Origin of the sequence: Bacillus sp. BS98 (assembly GCF_008432245.1) — a bacterium.
GTDB lineage: Bacteria > Bacillota > Bacilli > Bacillales > Bacillaceae_G > Bacillus_A > Bacillus_A toyonensis.
Map to the genome: position 1 here is coordinate 3,803,352 of NZ_CP043830.1, position 15,815 is coordinate 3,819,166.

Genomic DNA, 15,815 nt, shown 5'->3' on the forward strand with positions numbered 1-15,815 from the left:
CATTGTAACATACTTTATATACGTCACAAAAACGTGTAAATCATACTTATTTTTGTTTTTGTATATAAAAATATTGTTGTAAATAAAAGGCGATACCAACAAGTAACATACCAAATACAAATATATTTCCAAACGAACTAAATGTTTCAAAAACGAACAATAACGTTTCTTGGCCGAAAAAAGCAAATAGAAGCTGCGTAAAAGCAAATACAAGCGCCCATATGTAATGATGTTGATGGAATAAATAATGCGTTGCGCCTAAAAAAGCAATAAATGAAACGATGAAAATCCACCAATTTTCTAACAACAGTTGCCAATTAGAAAATTGGTATCCATTCACTAATATCGCAATAATCCCGATAACCGCCATTGTTGGCACACTCCAGAATAGTGCTCGCCCTCTAAAGAAGCGGGTACCTTGAACATCTCCTTTTTCATATGCAATGTATGTTAGTACTACTGTACTTATATACAAAACAGAAAGAATCGTTAAAACGATAATAAGCCAAAAGTGTAATTGATAATATTCATGCTCTATATTTGTCACGATTGCAGCTAGCATACACGGGATTAACATTCCCGTCCAACCATCTACTTTTCTTTCATTCCAAAAGACCGTATTACCAATTCGTATACCTAGCAGCATAAAAATAATGATACCTAGTACAAATAATGTAGTTTTATTCCCTACTAAACTCGTTGAGAAAGCAATTAATCCAATAAATAAAAAGAGCACAAACCCATTCATAATTTCTAGTACAGGTGATAAATATCTCTTCACCCATTTGTATGTTTCGTCATATTCATTATTATCTACTAGACGATAGGCATAAAAACTTATCCCAAAATAAACCGCCGCAATAATAACATACGCATATAAGACGAAACATAAAATCGCACTGCTAATTTGCACGTAATTCCCCACCCTTTTTTCTATGTTTCACATTGATTTTACACACTTTTCATACTAAAAGTAAACATATATAAGTTAGTCAAATAATTAATAATGAGCAGTGGCTAAAACCCCCTGCTCATTATTAAAACAGTACAATTAACTTTAATTCTTTCATTTGTATGTAAATGTCTAAAATCAATCTATACGAGCGTTACTTACACCTCAGAACAAAAATTTTTTTGGAACCTTCAAGAGAGCGGAAGTTTTATTTTCTATTTCCTTTCCACTTTACATATTGGCTTAAAAATGTAATTGCCTTTTCAATCACTTCTTCGTCTGGTTTTAATTTCGCATGATGTAAACCATATTCTGAATTTACTCCAAGCCAAAACATAAATCCAGGGATTTCTCGAAGCATATAACCAAAATCTTCACCTGTCATTGCCTCAGTACATGTAATAACATTCATATCAGTTTGTTTATGTACAAATTGCATAAACTCTCTCGTTAACTCTTCGTGGTTATATACTTGATGATACATTGCTCCGTAATCTATAATCGCCTCACACTGGAAAGAAGCTTCGATACCTGCAACAATTGCCTCAATTCTGCTTTTCACACGCTTCATTGATTCCACTGATAATGTTCGAATCGTTCCTTCTAAACGAGATTTTTCTGCGATAATATTTTGAACTGTACCACCTGTTATTTTTCCAATTGTAATTACCGCACTGTCAAGAGGATTCACATTACGACTAATAACGGATTGAAGTTGTGTAACAAGGTGACTGGCTGCAACAATCATATCATTCGCAGTATGTGGATAAGCCGCATGTCCACCTTTTCCTTTTAAATCAACATATAATTCTGATGTATTCGCAAATAACAGACCTTCTTTTGTCGCAATTGTTCCTACAGCGTATTCTGGTGCAATATGAAGACCAAGAATTATATTAGGCTTCCATCCTTTTAGCTCTTCACTTTCTAACATAGGAAGAGCGCCACCTGGACCTTCTTCTGCCGGCTGGAATAGAAACACAAGGTCATCATCTATTCTTTCACTCACAGCTGCTGTTAGGAGGCCTAGACCAATTGTTGTATGCAAATCATGTCCACATGCATGCATCATTCCTTCATGTACAGAAGCAAATTCGTATCCAGTTTCCTCTGTTATTGGCAAACCATCTATATCTGCACGATAACCTATTATTTTCTCTGGGCTTTTCCCATTTACTTTAACAATTACACCTGTTTTCCATGTTCTCACTTCCAAATATTCGTTAGGAAGTGTTTCTATATACTCTAAAATGTACTGTTGTGTTTTCCACTCTTTAAATCCAATTTCCGGGATTTTGTGTAAATCTCTACGAACTTGGACAAATTTGCTTACTGTCATTTTTGCACCTCTATCTATAAAAAGCGTAAGAGCCTATTTATGCTCTTACGCTTTTTGTTTTTTATTTCTCTGGGTTTAATTGACGAAGCTCTTGTTTGATTTCAGTTTTCGCTTTTGTCTTCTCATCAATTTCTTTAATTACACGTGCTGGAGTTCCCGCAACAACTGTATATGGAGGCACATCTTCTGTTACAACAGCTCCTGCTGCTACAACTGCACCTTTACCTACTGTAACGCCCTCTAAAACAACTACATTTGCACCAATTACAACATCGTCTTCAACGATAACTGGTTTTGCAGAAGGTGGCTCAATAACACCCGCAAGTACAGCACCTGCACCTACATGACAGTTTTTGCCAACCGTTGCACGTCCACCAAGCACTGCGTTCATGTCGATCATAGTACCTTCGCCAATTACAGCACCGATGTTAATTGTTGCATTCATCATGATAACAGCGTTGTCACCAATTTCAACGTGGTCACGAATAATTGCGCCTGGCTCAATACGAGCTTTAATACCTTTTAAATCAAGCATTGGGATTGCAGAATTACGACGATCGTTCTCAACTACATAGTCAACAATGTGCTTGCTATTTTCATCAAGAATTGTCTTAATTTCAGACCATTCTCCGAATACTACACCAGATTTTTTATTTACAAATGCTTGTACTGTTTCAGGGAACGTTACTTCTTTTAAATCCCCTTTTATGTATACCTTTACAGGAGTTTTCTTTTCACTTTTTTGAATAAACGAAATAATTTCGTTAGCGTCCATCATTTTCATTCTTGTTGCCTCCTAAATCCATTTATATTGTTACTCTACCAAACGATAGAGCGAGTAGCAAGACAATAATCTTATTTTTCCCTTTGAATTTCTTCTATAATTTCTAAAAACGCTTGTACTTGCTTCAATTGTCTTGCTGATTCACTCGTTAACAACCATGTTTCTCTCGTTAATTGAACAGGTGTTTTATACATATTTTCCTGCACTTCTTTTAATACTGTAGAAGGCAATAATGCATAACCTATACCATTTAGAACAAGTTGTTTGCACGTCTCAATTTGATCAACTACAATTGTTCGCTTAGGTGGGTTAGAGAATAACCCATACCACCAATTTTGTATTTGACCATAATAAGTCGAATCACTTTTAAATTGAATAAATGGTCTATTTGTTTCTTTTAACATCGAAATATCTTTTATTTCTTTATCGACTAAATATAATTCATCTTCAAATAATTGTTGCTTTTGTCCTTTATATTCCTGTGATCCCCTTAATATAGCTACATGAACATCGCCCTCATAAAATTGCTTTTGCACTTCACTACTCCAGCCAGTAAACAGCGATATCTTCACAGAAGGATACTTTTGTACAAACTTTTTCAACACAGGAGGGAGCCAATATTGACCAATAACCGATGCAACAGCTATTTTTAACGTTCCATATGTTTCCGTTCTAAAAACTGCCAGTTCGCTCTTAATATTCTCTTCTCTTTGTAACATTTCTTTTGCATAATTTGCGACTTTTTCCCCTTCAGGTGTAATTGTCAATCCTTTTTGTGAACGAATAAAAAATTTCATTCCCCATTGTTTCTCCATAGATTGTAATCGTTGACTAAGCGCAGGTTGGGAAACAAATAAACGTTCCGCCGCTTTTCTCATATTTGATTCCTGGGCTAACACAACCATCATTTGAAAATCATCAATTTGCAACTTTCTCCCTCTTTCCTTAGCTTCCATACACCTTATTTCAATAAGCTTTTCATCCTGAATTTAACTGAATACTTTTATACAAAAAATACAATTTTTCAGTTCGAACTTTCCTTATGTTTTATGTCTTTTTAAATATAATACATACACAACTGATATGCACGAAAAAAAGTGACTTCTCCGTTTCTATGAAGTCACTTTCCTCCTATTGTCTATCGATTATGCTGCCGTACTTTTTTATTCAATAATTTTAAAATAGCTCTACGTGTTAAAATCCCCTCGAAATACCCTTCTTCATTTACAGCACAAATAAAAGGATGATCAATTGTCATTTCTAAAGCTTTTGCAAATGAATCTTCTAACTTAAGAACCGGAATATCTTCCTTCATCACTTGTTCTACTTTCATATCATCAAGTCTTTCAAACTCAATGCGCTCTAACCCTAACATACCATCTAAAATCATAGCAGTACTAATCAACCCATGTAATTTATACATTGGGTCTAAAACAGGTATTGCCGAATATCCAGATTTCACAAGAACGAGTAAAGCATGCTCTAATCCATTCCCAATTTGGACATGTGCTACTTTTTCTGATGAAATCATTAAATCTTTCACAAGAATTTGCTGAAACTCGTCTTTTGGAATACTAATCATGTTACATCCCCCATTTTCCCTTTTTCCTGCTTATATTCACCGATTCTATTCTTATTTTATGACAGCGTTTTCATATTATTATTTTGTCCTAACTTTATTTCAATAAAAATACAATTACACAGCTATTTTAGCATACAACACAAAAAAAAGACTACCATTACGGTAGCACTTAATACCCTTTATTTTTTAATCTGTAAAATAACCTTGTGATTTTTTTATATTGCGTCACATCTGTCTGTTTCAAACCATTCTCAATATCTGTAAGTTCTACAGCTAAAATTTCACTCGCATAATTTTGTTGAAATAAAATATCTAGTAACAAACTTTCTTCTTCTTTCGTTAAAACAAATTCCCTTTGCATATACCCCTCTCCTTATAATCCCATCGTTACTCTCATTATATAAAATTTCCAACTTATTTAGTAGATGTAATATTCAGTTTTTAATAAAAACATGTAACAATTGTAACCATATAAAAATTATTTCGTATATCGATTTGCATAACTAAATGCCGCATAAGCATCCGGCTTAATTTTTGCAGTTAATCCCATCGCTTGAATTTTCGCTGTCATATCTAAAATAAATTCTTTTGTTAAACCATCATTCCCTATGTCCAAATGAATTTCCATTATGAACCCAGCCCCATCTTGAGCATATGGATGCAATAAATCCCATATGGTTTGTATATGGTTAGGAGTAAATAGGCAAGCGATTTCTTGACTAAACTGTGTTTCTAAATATATTTTCTCCCGTAATGTTGCCGGCTTATCTTTTACTGACCTATGGTGTAAACATCCCCAAGCCCCTTTTCCAACACGGTGAATATGGATTGCCGTAATAAATCTCGTATCTTTTTGATGTGCCTGTGAGTCTGTCCCAATAGATAATCGATATAAATTTCGTGGATCCTTTTCAATGAAACTACAAATGCGGTTAAAGACCGTATCAAAATTCAAATGTCTCTCTGAAACATTATAGAATTTATGCCCACCGTCCACATAGTCACGTCCTTTCCATTAGACAGACTTTTCGTATTCTCATTGTATGGGACAAAAACAAAAATTATAACTTACTATCCTTTATTCGTCTCAATATTTCGCATTACAAAATGACAAACTTGGCAAGTATAAATTACATTTTGATTCGATTGAGCCGTTAATACATGAATAATCTCTGCAGAATTGTGGCAATTAGGACAGATCACAACTGGTAAACGTTCCACATAACACACCTCCTATTTATTTTTATCACGCTATTTTCGAGCAGTAAAACTCCTGATTGATGTAGGCCAATCATCAGTCGATAATAAGCACTTCCACTGATTAAAGTCTTACTTTATTACCATTGTAGGAAAAACGAAAAATTCCTATACATATATACTGGAAAGTAAAAGAACTAAAAAAGGTACTGCGATAGGCAGTACCTTTTTTATATGTATCAAGAAATGATATCGTAAATCTCAATTGCAACCATATCGATATTATCGAATTGATACACTTGAGGTTTTTCACCTTGTTGATACACTTCTAATTCATACATTTCACTTTTATCGAAAAATTTCACGCTACATTTGCGCTCACCGTTCACTTCAAAATAGCGTTGTGCTACTTCACCGCTTACAGCTTGTTCTTGTAGACTAACAAGTCGTGTTAAAATTCCTTGGAGTAGAGACATGAAATCTCTCCTTTCTCTAATCTTCCTACCAATAGGTTTTACAGCTATACTCATTCTATCCGTCATAACAGAAAAAATGTTCCACAGTCTAGGATAAAGGTTATTGGCCAGAAACTCAACTAAAAATTTGTCGAAATGCAAAGGAAAACACAGAAAGAACATCTTTTTCCTTCTTTATTGCGATTTCCATACTGGAATAATATAATAAAAAACAGAAAAAAGGAGGAATTACAATGAAAAAAATTGAGGTTTACACACAACCTGATTGTCCGCCATGTGTCATTGTGAAAGAATTTTTAAAGCATAATAACGTTTCATATGAAGAATTTGACGTAAAAAAAGACGCTGCTGCTCGAGATCGACTTTTATACGACTATGATTCCTATTCAACTCCAACAGTTGTAATCGACGGTGAAGTGGTTGCAGGTTTTCAAATCGAAAAATTACAACAGCTACTCAATATAGAATAGGAATAGGTAAATACCTATTCCTATTTTTATCTCGTTATTTATGGGCAGTAAAACTCCCGATTGATGAAAGCTAATAATCAGTGGGATATAAAGCCCCCACTGATTATTAGCTTTATAATTGTTGTAACCTTTTTATTTCAGTTAAAAGTTCTTGGCTTTCATGATACCCTGCTAATTTCCATTTATCTTGATCCCTTTTCAATGTTACAATTTGATATTGTCCACTTTTCGCCCGCTCATATACATATAAATTTTTATGCTCTTCATCATACGCCATTTTCGTTTCCGAATTAAAAGAAAACGGTGCTTCTTTTGCTGGAAGTAAATATTCACCACTTTGTTTATCACTTCTACTATTTTCATCTGTAAATACTTGAAGGAAATTATCTGTAAAATACGGTGATAACGTCTCTATCATCTTATTCATCGGCAAATGCTTCCCGCGAATTGAAAATTGGGTTTCATAGCCTTTTTGTATCGTTGTAAACACGTCTTTCCGATCGACTTTCAATTCCTCTTTTCCTAAAACAGTTGTAACACTATAACCAACTAGAAAGGCAACACATACAAATAGAACAAGCCATATTCCATATTTCCTCATTTTTTCACCTTCCTTTTAAAAGAACTTGTCTTTGTAGTATTCATTGTAACAATGATTATGCAAAGAAAGGGATGGTTTCGTTCGTAAAATCTTTACAACGATAGACAGCATTTTCATCACCATTTTCACTATTACCAATTTCTGATAAAAACAAACAAAAAAATGCACGAATCTCTTCGTGCATTAAAATAAAACATCTTCTTCATATAAATATTCATAAGATAAATCTATAAATAAAAAGTTTTCATCATCAATCGGGAAAGAAAATGTTCGTACCATTTCACCAGTTTCAATATCGGCATATAAATCTGAAAGTCTCGCCTTATTTTCAAAACGCATTTTCATAATATTCTCAAGAAAATACGGACGCCAACTCCAGTTCTTCATATAATACTCCGGCATCACAATCCATTCCCCATCTTTTTTCATAACATTACCTGATTGTTGAAAACCATCTTCATTGCAAATAAATATGCGAAAACTACATTGTGATATACTTTGGCTAAATTGTAATAACCAATCATTTATATCTTCATTCTTTTTTTGTTTTGACAGAACATCACCAATTCGATCACGTAACATCTCTGTTAAATGATAAATTTTTTGCAACTTCTTTTTCTCATGCTGAATAAATTGATGACATTCATTACCAAGTCTCTCTTTTAAAACATTCGTTTCAATAAAATCAGGTAAACATTCTTTTAAATAATTACCTTGATAGTATCTACCACCGTTTTTCCAAGCATATTGTAGTTGATAAAAAGCATCAATTTCTTCATATAACAACGTTGCACCAATTCTTCTTGCAAGTAAAGATAAGGAATATAAAATATCTTGATAAGATTGTATAAGTGCAGTTTGCCTTAAGTTTGTTAAATCTACTTTTAAAATATCAGGTGCTAACACGCTAATACGTTCTAAATTACTTGTACCCGTTCCAACTTTATTAATCGAAATCTGAATACCATATGTACGATAATACATAAGCAAATGATTAAATTGCTCAATATCTTCTTTACATTCATGCTCTGTTATCTCTAAAACAATGTGGTTCAAATTTAAACCTTGTTTTTCATACATCAATAAAAGTTGAAGTAAACTTTCATCTTCGTCATTCATTAATACGTTAGCATTTCGATGTATAAATAATAACAATTTTTGATTGCTTTCTAAATAACGGTTTAAAGCTTTTTCTACTATAATATTATCCGCTTCCAGTTGAAACTCACTTGGAATAGAATCATCATGAAAGAACGAAGCTAAACTTTGTATGCCCTCTTCTGTTTGAATACGTCCTACTACTTCATATCCAATTACTGTATGTTCATCAGCACTAAAAATAGCTTGATAATAAGGAAGGACTTTATCCAAGTTACTCATTACATCTAATGCATCTATCAACGTGCTTCCCTCCCTTTACTTTTCAAAAATTATAACACGATATTTACGGAAAAATAATAAAAAATCCCTTCAGTTTTCCTGAAGGGATTAGAGGGGTAAAATGCTAAGGGGAATTAGCAATTCTACTATGAAGAAAAAAGAGGTCTTAAATATACCGTATATATGACCTCTTGTAAATACCTTTCTTTCACATGTCACAATTCCGTCACATTTTACCACAAAAAAATGAATCAAACATTCATTTGGTCATCCCTCTTAAAATGGATATTGATGCAAGTGTTGTCCTCCATCCATTGTCATGCATGTTCCATTTATGTATGCAGCTTCATCTGAACATATATAATAAGCTAGACCCGCAATTTCTTCTGGCGTACCTAGTCTTCCAAGTGGCACACTTTGTAGTGTACGCTTAGCCATTTCTTCTGAAATCCATAATTTATCGGCACCGCCCGTACGTTCAATCGGCCCTGGTGCGATAGCGTTAACTCGTATTCCATATTTACGTCCCCACTCAACAGCAAGCGTTTTAGTCATTGCTAATACGCCAGCTTTTGCTGCAGCCGAATGAATAACTCCTGGACCTGCATCCCATGCATATGTCGCTACCATATTAATGATATTTCCTTTTATACCTTTCTCAATCCAATACTTCCCGACAGCTTGACTGCAATAAAATGTACCATTTAACACAATATTAATGACCGAATTCCAGCCATTCACAGATAAATCTTCTGCTGGACAAATAAAGTTGCCAGCTGCATTATTTATTAAAATATCAATTCGTCCGAACTTTTCATCAATATGTTCAATCATTTTCTGAATATCTTCAGTATTTCGTACATCCATTTGTACAGGCAATATTTGCCCTGGAAACTGTTCAATCTCTAACTTTGTTTCCTCCAGTTTTTCTTTTGTACGCCCTGTAATAACAACTCGTGCCCCTTCTTTTGCAAAACGAGTTGCCATTCCTTTTCCCATTCCACTCGATCCACCTGTTATAATTACTACCTTCTCTTTCATATATATCCCTCCCAAAAATGAATACACATTCATTTTATCATTTTATTTGATAGAAATCTTTATATTTTTAAACTTTTCTGATATTTTAACTTAAAGAGACTTCTTTTCATTCATTTTTCCGTAAGCTATACTACTTCTTTATTATTTTAAATATATTAAAAAAAACTGAAAGGAGATTTGAGTAGCCTGTATATGGAACGAAAACACATGATATAAATCAAATAGGTATACTCATACTTTTATGAAGCAAATTACACGAAGAGATTTTTTGAAAAATGGAATACGCACTTGTCTATATTCATTTATAACCACTAGTATCGGTTACTATTACGCTAAATACATAGAGCCGCATATGATCTCTTTTACAGAGCACACACTAAAATCACAGCTCATACCAAAAAGTTTTCATGGTATGAAGATTCTTCAATTTAGCGATTTACATCTCGGATACTATTTCTCGCTCCAACATTTATCTCAAATCATTTCTAAGATTAATGCTGCAAACCCAGATATTGTCCTTTTTACTGGTGATCTCATTGATAATTACCAAACATATACTGATACTCCTTTCGTTGCATCCATTTTAAAGAATATACAAGCACCCTTCGGTAAATTTGCTATTTATGGTAACCATGATCACGGCGGATATGGAACTGAATACTATGATCACATCATGCGTGAATCTGGATTTGAACTATTACAAAATAGCGAAAAACGAATTCGTCTACTGGATAATAGTGAAATTTCTATTTTCGGACTCGATGATATACTACTTGGCAAACCAAAAATAGCGGAAACACTACAACAAGCGCGGCAAAATACTTATAACATTGTTCTTGTTCACGAGCCAGATATTGCGCCACAAATTGCTACATATCCAATCAACTTGCAACTTTCTGGTCATAGCCACGGCGGACAAGTAAAAATCCCTTTTTTAGGTGCTATCGTTACCCCATCACTTGCCAAACACTACATTGAAGGCTTCTATTCCATTCAAGACTTATCTCTCTATGTCAATCGCGGACTTGGAAGAACACGTGTCCCATTCCGGTTTATGTCAAAACCTGAAATTACACTCTTCACCCTACAACATTCGTAATAATTCGCCTATTTTCTTACATATCCTTTCTTGTACGCGCTCATCCACGTTTCGTTTACCATATGATATAAGTGAGTCCAATAAAGGAGGTTTGTTCATGTATCCATATTATCAACCAATCCCAGTTCGTTCAGCACCTATTGGCCCAGTAGGCGACTCACGATTCTTTCCGTTTTTTGGCGTTCCATTTCTAGCTGGAATTGCTGGTGGATTGCTCGGCGGAGCATTAGCTTTCGGCCCTAGACCATTTTATCCACCTTATCCACCACCTTACCCGCCACCAGCACCTTATCCTTGTTATGGTGGACCTTGTCAACAACCATACTATTATTAATGTATGCCAACAATTCTACCAACGCTATTCTCTCTATTAGACAATCGATTAATATGCTTACAATAAAAACTATTCTCTCTACACATTCTTCTATTTTGAGAACGTATAATAAGTAGAGAACAAAGTAAAAAACCTCTTATTAATAAGAGGTTTTTTACTTTGTTCTTGCTATTCAGCATCTGTATTTTGATACGCCATCTTAAACAACTTCACTTGGCTATCAATCTCCTCTGCACTACTATTAATAACATAATAGTAGTCACCATCTTTATTTTGTTCGCGTGTTTTCACATTATCTGCTAAAGTAAGCTGTAAAATCGCCTTTATTCTTGCTTTCATTTCAATATCTAGAATTGGGAAGGATATTTCTACTCGTTTCTCCATATTTCGCGTCATCCAATCAGCTGAAGATAAATATATTTTCTCCTCTCCATTATGATGGAAATAATAAATACGGCTATGTTCTAGATATCTTCCTACAACACTAACTACACGAATATTTTCACTTACATTTGGAATACCAGGTCTTAAACAACATGTTCCTCGAACGATGAGCTCTACCTTTACTCCCGCTTGTGATGCTTCATACATTTTTTTTATTAATGGTTTATCCGTTAGTGAATTCATCTTAGCGATAATATAGCCATTTCCATATTGCCTATGATAACGAATTTCTTCATCTATTAAATCCATAAATTGCTCTCTTATATCAAATGGTGCAACTGATAAATGGTGAAAATGCGGTTTCGTTGTATAACCACTTAAATAATTAAAGAAATTTGTTGCATCGACCCCAAAGTCTTTTCGTGATGTAATATAGCCAAAATCGGTATATAACTTTGCTGTTGCATCATTATAATTTCCGGTTCCAAGATGTACGAATCTTTCGATTTTTCCGTTTTTTCTTCTTACAACTAGCGTAATTTTACTATGCGTTTTCAAGTGACTTACACCGTAAATAACGTGACACCCAGCCTGTTCTAATTCTTTAGCCCAATGAACATTATTCTCTTCATCAAACCTTGCTTTTAACTCCACCAACACTGTGACTTGTTTTCCTTTTTCAGCTGCTACTTTTAGCGCCTGAATAATCGGAGAATCACCACTTACTCGATATAATGTTTGTTTAATCGCAAGTACATTCGGATCGTCTGCCGCATCACGGACAAAATCAACTACTGGCTGAAACGATTCAAAAGGATGATGTAATAAAATATCATGCTCAATCGCCTTTTCAAATACATCTTCCTCATCACCTAAGTCTTGAGGTGGTTGCGGAATAAGGGCTGGATAAATGAGATGTTCATATAATGGTGCTAATTTTTTATATAAAGAGAATAAACATGTTAAATCTAACGGTCCATCCATTATATATACATCTTCATCTTTTACTTCCAACACCTCGTATAATAATGTTAATACTCTTTCATCAATGTGTTCTTTGCCAACTTCTAAACGTACAGCAGCTCCCCACTTACGCTTTTTCAACTCTTTTTCAATTACCTTTAATAAATCCCTCGCACCCTCTTCATGAATTGTTAAATCCGCATTACGTGTAATACGGAAACGAGTAACAGATGATACTTTATATCCTGTGAATAATTTATGAGTAAAACTACTAATTACGTCTTCTAATAAAATAAATTTATGCTTTTGCCCTTCACTCGGTAAAAATATGAAGCGTTCAAGTAATGAAGGAACTTGCACAATTCCTAACTTCGTACGGTTTTCTTCCTCCACTTGCTTCTCATCATATAAAAGAGTAGCTAAGTTCAAACTTTTATTTAATAACATCGGAAATGGACGGTATGCATCGATAGCTACAGGCGTTAAAACCGGAAAAATTTGCTCATCAAAATAATCTTCTATAAATTCTCTCTGTTCTTTCGTCAAATCATGGAATGTTAAACGCTCAATCCCCTCTAATTCAAGCGCTGGCAATACGTAATTTTTAAACGTATCATATTGTACGGTCATTAATTCATGGGCTTTTATCTCAATTTTATTTAATTGTTTTTTTGGTGTTAAGCCAGCTTTATTTTCTGGTTGATTAAACCCAGCACTCACTTGATCTTTCAAACCCGCTACACGTACCATAAAGAATTCATCTAAATTCGAGCTAAAAATACTAATAAACTTTAATCTTTCCAAGAGTGGATTATTTTCATCTTGCGCTTCTTGTAGTACACGTTCATTAAATGCTAACCAACTTAGCTCTCGGTTATTATAATATGCTGTATCATTTAAATTTACGATGTTCCCCTTCAACAATTCCATTCTCTTCACACTTCCCCTTGAAACTTTTTTACTATAATTTAGTTACTTTTATTTTAGCAAATTACAATATTATAAAGTGTAAATTTTTTGTAAAGACATCCGTACAACCTAACATTTTCATTCAAATGACAAGTTAATATTCGTTTTTAACACTCTTTCTAGCTGCTTTTTTTGTTTTTCAGCTTGTACTTTTTCTGCTAATGCCGATTGCTCACATAAAATTCTAAACGTTAATCCTTCTTTATTTTCTGTTATGGATATCGTATCGACAAGCGATCTTTGTCTTACATTTAAAGCAGCTGAAAATTGTAAAACAGCCCCTAATAGGCGGATTTTTTTTTGTTCGCTTTTATCAAACCAACCTTCAAATGGAGATAAATGTTGTTTAAATAGCATTTTTGATTTATAAGATGCAATAAGCGCTAACCTCACTCGATCTTTATGCATCATGCCATCAATTGTTTTATTCGCCAATAAATAAAACGTGTGTAAACGACTCGCTTCTTCGTCTATATATTTTCCAATGTTAAATACTTTCGCTGCTTGATGGAATGCTTCCCAGTCTTTTATCGAAACAGAAATCAGTCCCATTTCTTCGAGTTGTTTACAAATCAATCTTCCATGTTTAATAAGTTGAATGACAAATTCCATATCCATTTCATATTCGTGTGATAACAAATGTAAGCTTTCTTCAACTACATTCGGATAATATGAAATCCCTAAATCTTTCGTCAACTCTTCATAGAAAACACCTTCTCTTAATCCTTTTTTGCTTAATACAAATGCCGTTGCTTCTATAATATTTACAAGTTTATGAAATACTTCAACCGCTGGAATAATTGTATCAGCTCGATCTTTTGCCAATCCTTCCATTTTCTGAAGTTCGATAAACGATTGTTTTTCTAATGTACCTTTTACATTTTCAATATCTTCTTCTTTCATTTTGTATAAATGTACTCCCGCTATAGGATAGTTTATTAAATTTTGGTGGATTTTTGCTAAGTTTCTCGCACTACCACCAATTGCAATAAGAGGCAATTTCTTATCAATTAACCATGGTAACGTTCGAAATTGACACTCTAAATACTCTCGAATTTCCTCTAATTCATCTTTAGTAGGAATATCACCTTTAATAAATAGATGTTTTAAAGAAAGCGCACCAAAAGGAAAACTATGGTACTCTAAAATCTCTCTATTTTTAATATATGTAACTTCCGTACTTCCGCCACCAATATCTACTGTTATTCCTTCCGAAAACGAAGTAGAATTCATAACTGCTAAATAGCCGTAACGTGCTTCCTCATATTCTGATAACACTCTAAGAGTAAAGTCTGTTTGTCCTTCAACAAGTTTTTTAATCTCCTCTTGATTCTCAGCCTGTCTAATTGTTGCCGTTGCAACACAAAGTACATGATGCAGCTGATGGAATTTTGTACTTTCTTGAAATTGAAATAATGTTTGTAACAATACTTCCTTACCTTCTTCATTCAAAACACCATCGATTAAATAATTTCTTAACCGAGCAACCACTTTCGTATTTTCAATTTCTTTATAAAAACCTCCATTTTGCTTTTCATAAATAACTAAACGCATTGTATTAGATCCAATATCTATAATGGCATATTGTTGTTTTAATAGTTCTTTCAAACTTCTCACTCTTTCATTATCAAATTTCAAAACACATTCTATTACTATTATACAAAATAGTTGTTTTTTGTAACAATATTGCTTTAATATTGAAAATGTATACAATCACTTTTTGCATATAATAAAAACCTCTTTTATTTATGTTATAATAATGAAAAATTGAAAGGAGATTCAATATGAAACCTTCACAACCACAATCTCAATTACAAAACCAACATCCTATTAATCGACTAGCTCAATCTATTTTCGTTGTGAATCGTCATGCCAAAGCTGCAACTAACCCTAAATATTTATACTGGTTAAAAAAGACAGCTTTAGAGCGTTTAATCGCCGAAAAAAAAGCAATTAAAGAAGGATTACATTTCTCTAGAAATCCACGTTTTAGCCAACAACAATCTGATGTTCTTATACGGTTAGGCGATTATTATTTCCACATCCCTCCTACGAAAGAAGATTTTCGAAACCTACCACATCTTGGTCATCTTGAATCCTCCTACCGAAACCCGAAAACAACCTTGTCTTTAACAGTTTCCAAAAAAACACTTCAAGATTATATTGGTCCTGAAGCACTGAAACAAGAAAAAAAATTAAGTGAACCTGTTCCATGGTATAGCCGCACTTATACAAAAAAATAAA

19 protein-coding genes are annotated in these 15,815 nt (G+C 33.7%); 4 read left to right on the forward strand and 15 right to left on the reverse strand.

Annotated features, from left to right (window positions below; all coding sequences use genetic code 11):
- Positions 1-46 precede the first annotated feature (46 nt).
- The 9 genes from F0362_RS19555 to F0362_RS19590 all read right to left on the reverse strand — a co-directional run bounded on the left by F0362_RS19555 (position 47) and on the right by F0362_RS19590 (position 6,330).
- Positions 47-913 carry a hypothetical protein gene (locus F0362_RS19555; protein WP_001167326.1) on the reverse strand — a complete coding sequence of 289 codons (867 nt, stop codon included), beginning with the start codon at positions 911-913 and terminating at the stop codon, positions 47-49.
- A 247-nt stretch (positions 914-1,160) separates the two neighbouring features.
- Positions 1,161-2,291, reverse strand: coding sequence for an N-acetyldiaminopimelate deacetylase (locus F0362_RS19560; protein ID WP_000218680.1), 1,131 nt, complete (start codon positions 2,289-2,291; stop codon positions 1,161-1,163).
- 61 nt (positions 2,292-2,352) lie between these two features.
- Complete coding sequence (gene dapD / locus F0362_RS19565) at positions 2,353-3,075, reverse strand: 2,3,4,5-tetrahydropyridine-2,6-dicarboxylate N-acetyltransferase (RefSeq protein WP_000783253.1); 723 nt, start codon at positions 3,073-3,075, stop codon at positions 2,353-2,355.
- Between the two features lie 71 nt (positions 3,076-3,146).
- The gene (locus F0362_RS19570; protein ID WP_002039481.1) at positions 3,147-4,031 is read right to left on the reverse strand and encodes a transcriptional regulator CcpC; all 885 of its coding nucleotides are present in this window, start codon (positions 4,029-4,031) and stop codon (positions 3,147-3,149) included.
- Between the two features lie 182 nt (positions 4,032-4,213).
- Positions 4,214-4,657 carry a cyclic-di-AMP-binding protein CbpB gene (cbpB, locus tag F0362_RS19575; protein WP_000623575.1) on the reverse strand — a complete coding sequence of 148 codons (444 nt, stop codon included), beginning with the start codon at positions 4,655-4,657 and terminating at the stop codon, positions 4,214-4,216.
- A gap of 169 nt (positions 4,658-4,826) precedes the next feature.
- Positions 4,827-5,018: an antirepressor AbbA gene (abbA, locus tag F0362_RS19580; RefSeq protein ID WP_001188532.1), complete on the reverse strand. Its 192-nt coding sequence runs from the start codon at positions 5,016-5,018 to the stop codon at positions 4,827-4,829.
- Positions 5,019-5,135: 117 nt separating this feature from the next.
- Positions 5,136-5,654 carry a ribonuclease H-like YkuK family protein gene (locus tag F0362_RS19585; protein ID WP_000348650.1) on the reverse strand — a complete coding sequence of 173 codons (519 nt, stop codon included), beginning with the start codon at positions 5,652-5,654 and terminating at the stop codon, positions 5,136-5,138.
- A gap of 74 nt (positions 5,655-5,728) precedes the next feature.
- On the reverse strand, positions 5,729-5,878 hold the full coding sequence (locus tag F0362_RS30600; protein WP_000440536.1) for a hypothetical protein: 150 nt from the start codon (positions 5,876-5,878) through the stop codon (positions 5,729-5,731).
- A gap of 215 nt (positions 5,879-6,093) precedes the next feature.
- Positions 6,094-6,330 (reverse strand): YkuJ family protein, encoded by a 237-nt coding sequence (locus F0362_RS19590; protein ID WP_000055152.1) that lies wholly within the window; start codon positions 6,328-6,330, stop codon positions 6,094-6,096.
- Between the two features lie 233 nt (positions 6,331-6,563).
- On the opposite strand from F0362_RS19590, the gene F0362_RS19595 reads away from it, so the two are divergent.
- The gene (locus F0362_RS19595; RefSeq protein ID WP_000717877.1) at positions 6,564-6,800 is read left to right on the forward strand and encodes a glutaredoxin family protein; all 237 of its coding nucleotides are present in this window, start codon (positions 6,564-6,566) and stop codon (positions 6,798-6,800) included.
- Positions 6,801-6,912: 112 nt separating this feature from the next.
- Here F0362_RS19595 and F0362_RS19600 read toward each other — a convergent pair whose 3' ends face one another.
- The 4 genes from F0362_RS19600 to fadH all read right to left on the reverse strand — a co-directional run bounded on the left by F0362_RS19600 (position 6,913) and on the right by fadH (position 9,822).
- Positions 6,913-7,401, reverse strand: coding sequence for a DUF3993 domain-containing protein (locus tag F0362_RS19600; protein WP_001233803.1), 489 nt, complete (start codon positions 7,399-7,401; stop codon positions 6,913-6,915).
- Between the two features lie 55 nt (positions 7,402-7,456).
- On the reverse strand, positions 7,457-7,585 hold the full coding sequence (locus tag F0362_RS30605) for a hypothetical protein (RefSeq protein ID WP_000544074.1): 129 nt from the start codon (positions 7,583-7,585) through the stop codon (positions 7,457-7,459).
- The gene (locus F0362_RS19605) at positions 7,585-8,802 is read right to left on the reverse strand and encodes an EAL domain-containing protein (RefSeq protein ID WP_000564311.1); all 1,218 of its coding nucleotides are present in this window, start codon (positions 8,800-8,802) and stop codon (positions 7,585-7,587) included. The genes F0362_RS30605 and F0362_RS19605 overlap by 1 nt, the downstream gene beginning before the upstream one ends.
- A 255-nt stretch (positions 8,803-9,057) precedes the next feature.
- Positions 9,058-9,822, reverse strand: a complete 765-nt coding sequence (gene fadH / locus F0362_RS19610) for a 2,4-dienoyl-CoA reductase (RefSeq protein WP_000660910.1) — start codon at positions 9,820-9,822, stop codon at positions 9,058-9,060.
- Between the two features lie 241 nt (positions 9,823-10,063).
- On the opposite strand from fadH, the gene F0362_RS19615 reads away from it, so the two are divergent.
- The gene (locus F0362_RS19615) at positions 10,064-10,921 is read left to right on the forward strand and encodes a metallophosphoesterase (RefSeq protein WP_002048880.1); all 858 of its coding nucleotides are present in this window, start codon (positions 10,064-10,066) and stop codon (positions 10,919-10,921) included.
- A 97-nt stretch (positions 10,922-11,018) separates the two neighbouring features.
- The gene (locus F0362_RS19620; RefSeq protein WP_000283739.1) at positions 11,019-11,255 is read left to right on the forward strand and encodes a hypothetical protein; all 237 of its coding nucleotides are present in this window, start codon (positions 11,019-11,021) and stop codon (positions 11,253-11,255) included.
- Positions 11,256-11,423: 168 nt separating this feature from the next.
- Here the strand turns inward: F0362_RS19620 and F0362_RS19625 are convergent, their stop codons facing one another.
- Positions 11,424-13,532, reverse strand: coding sequence for a polyphosphate kinase (locus F0362_RS19625; RefSeq protein WP_000421687.1), 2,109 nt, complete (start codon positions 13,530-13,532; stop codon positions 11,424-11,426).
- A 117-nt stretch (positions 13,533-13,649) separates the two neighbouring features.
- The gene (locus F0362_RS19630; RefSeq protein ID WP_000661381.1) at positions 13,650-15,179 is read right to left on the reverse strand and encodes a Ppx/GppA family phosphatase; all 1,530 of its coding nucleotides are present in this window, start codon (positions 15,177-15,179) and stop codon (positions 13,650-13,652) included.
- A gap of 176 nt (positions 15,180-15,355) precedes the next feature.
- Between F0362_RS19630 and F0362_RS19635 the strand changes: the two genes are divergently transcribed.
- Positions 15,356-15,814: a YkyB family protein gene (locus F0362_RS19635; RefSeq protein WP_000804859.1), complete on the forward strand. Its 459-nt coding sequence runs from the start codon at positions 15,356-15,358 to the stop codon at positions 15,812-15,814.
- Position 15,815 lies beyond the last annotated feature (1 nt).

Excerpts from the sequence above, each read along its gene's own strand:
- cbpB (WP_000623575.1), bottom strand. The coding sequence starts at position 4,657 with ATGATTAGTATTCCAAAAGACGAGTTTCAGCAAATTCTTGTGAAAGAT.
- F0362_RS19620 (WP_000283739.1), top strand. The coding sequence starts at position 11,019 with ATGTATCCATATTATCAACCAATCCCAGTTCGTTCAGCACCTATTGGC.
- abbA (WP_001188532.1), bottom strand. The coding sequence starts at position 5,018 with ATGCAAAGGGAATTTGTTTTAACGAAAGAAGAAGAAAGTTTGTTACTA.
- F0362_RS19600 (WP_001233803.1), bottom strand. The coding sequence starts at position 7,401 with ATGAGGAAATATGGAATATGGCTTGTTCTATTTGTATGTGTTGCCTTT.
- F0362_RS30605 (WP_000544074.1), bottom strand. The coding sequence starts at position 7,585 with ATGCACGAAGAGATTCGTGCATTTTTTTGTTTGTTTTTATCAGAAATT.
- F0362_RS19625 (WP_000421687.1), bottom strand. The coding sequence starts at position 13,532 with ATGGAATTGTTGAAGGGGAACATCGTAAATTTAAATGATACAGCATAT.
- dapD (WP_000783253.1), bottom strand. The coding sequence starts at position 3,075 with ATGAAAATGATGGACGCTAACGAAATTATTTCGTTTATTCAAAAAAGT.
- F0362_RS19560 (WP_000218680.1), bottom strand. The coding sequence starts at position 2,291 with ATGACAGTAAGCAAATTTGTCCAAGTTCGTAGAGATTTACACAAAATC.
- F0362_RS19590 (WP_000055152.1), bottom strand. The coding sequence starts at position 6,330 with ATGTCTCTACTCCAAGGAATTTTAACACGACTTGTTAGTCTACAAGAA.
- F0362_RS19570 (WP_002039481.1), bottom strand. The coding sequence starts at position 4,031 with ATGGAAGCTAAGGAAAGAGGGAGAAAGTTGCAAATTGATGATTTTCAA.
- F0362_RS19595 (WP_000717877.1), top strand. The coding sequence starts at position 6,564 with ATGAAAAAAATTGAGGTTTACACACAACCTGATTGTCCGCCATGTGTC.
- F0362_RS19635 (WP_000804859.1), top strand. The coding sequence starts at position 15,356 with ATGAAACCTTCACAACCACAATCTCAATTACAAAACCAACATCCTATT.
- fadH (WP_000660910.1), bottom strand. The coding sequence starts at position 9,822 with ATGAAAGAGAAGGTAGTAATTATAACAGGTGGATCGAGTGGAATGGGA.
- F0362_RS19615 (WP_002048880.1), top strand. The coding sequence starts at position 10,064 with ATGAAGCAAATTACACGAAGAGATTTTTTGAAAAATGGAATACGCACT.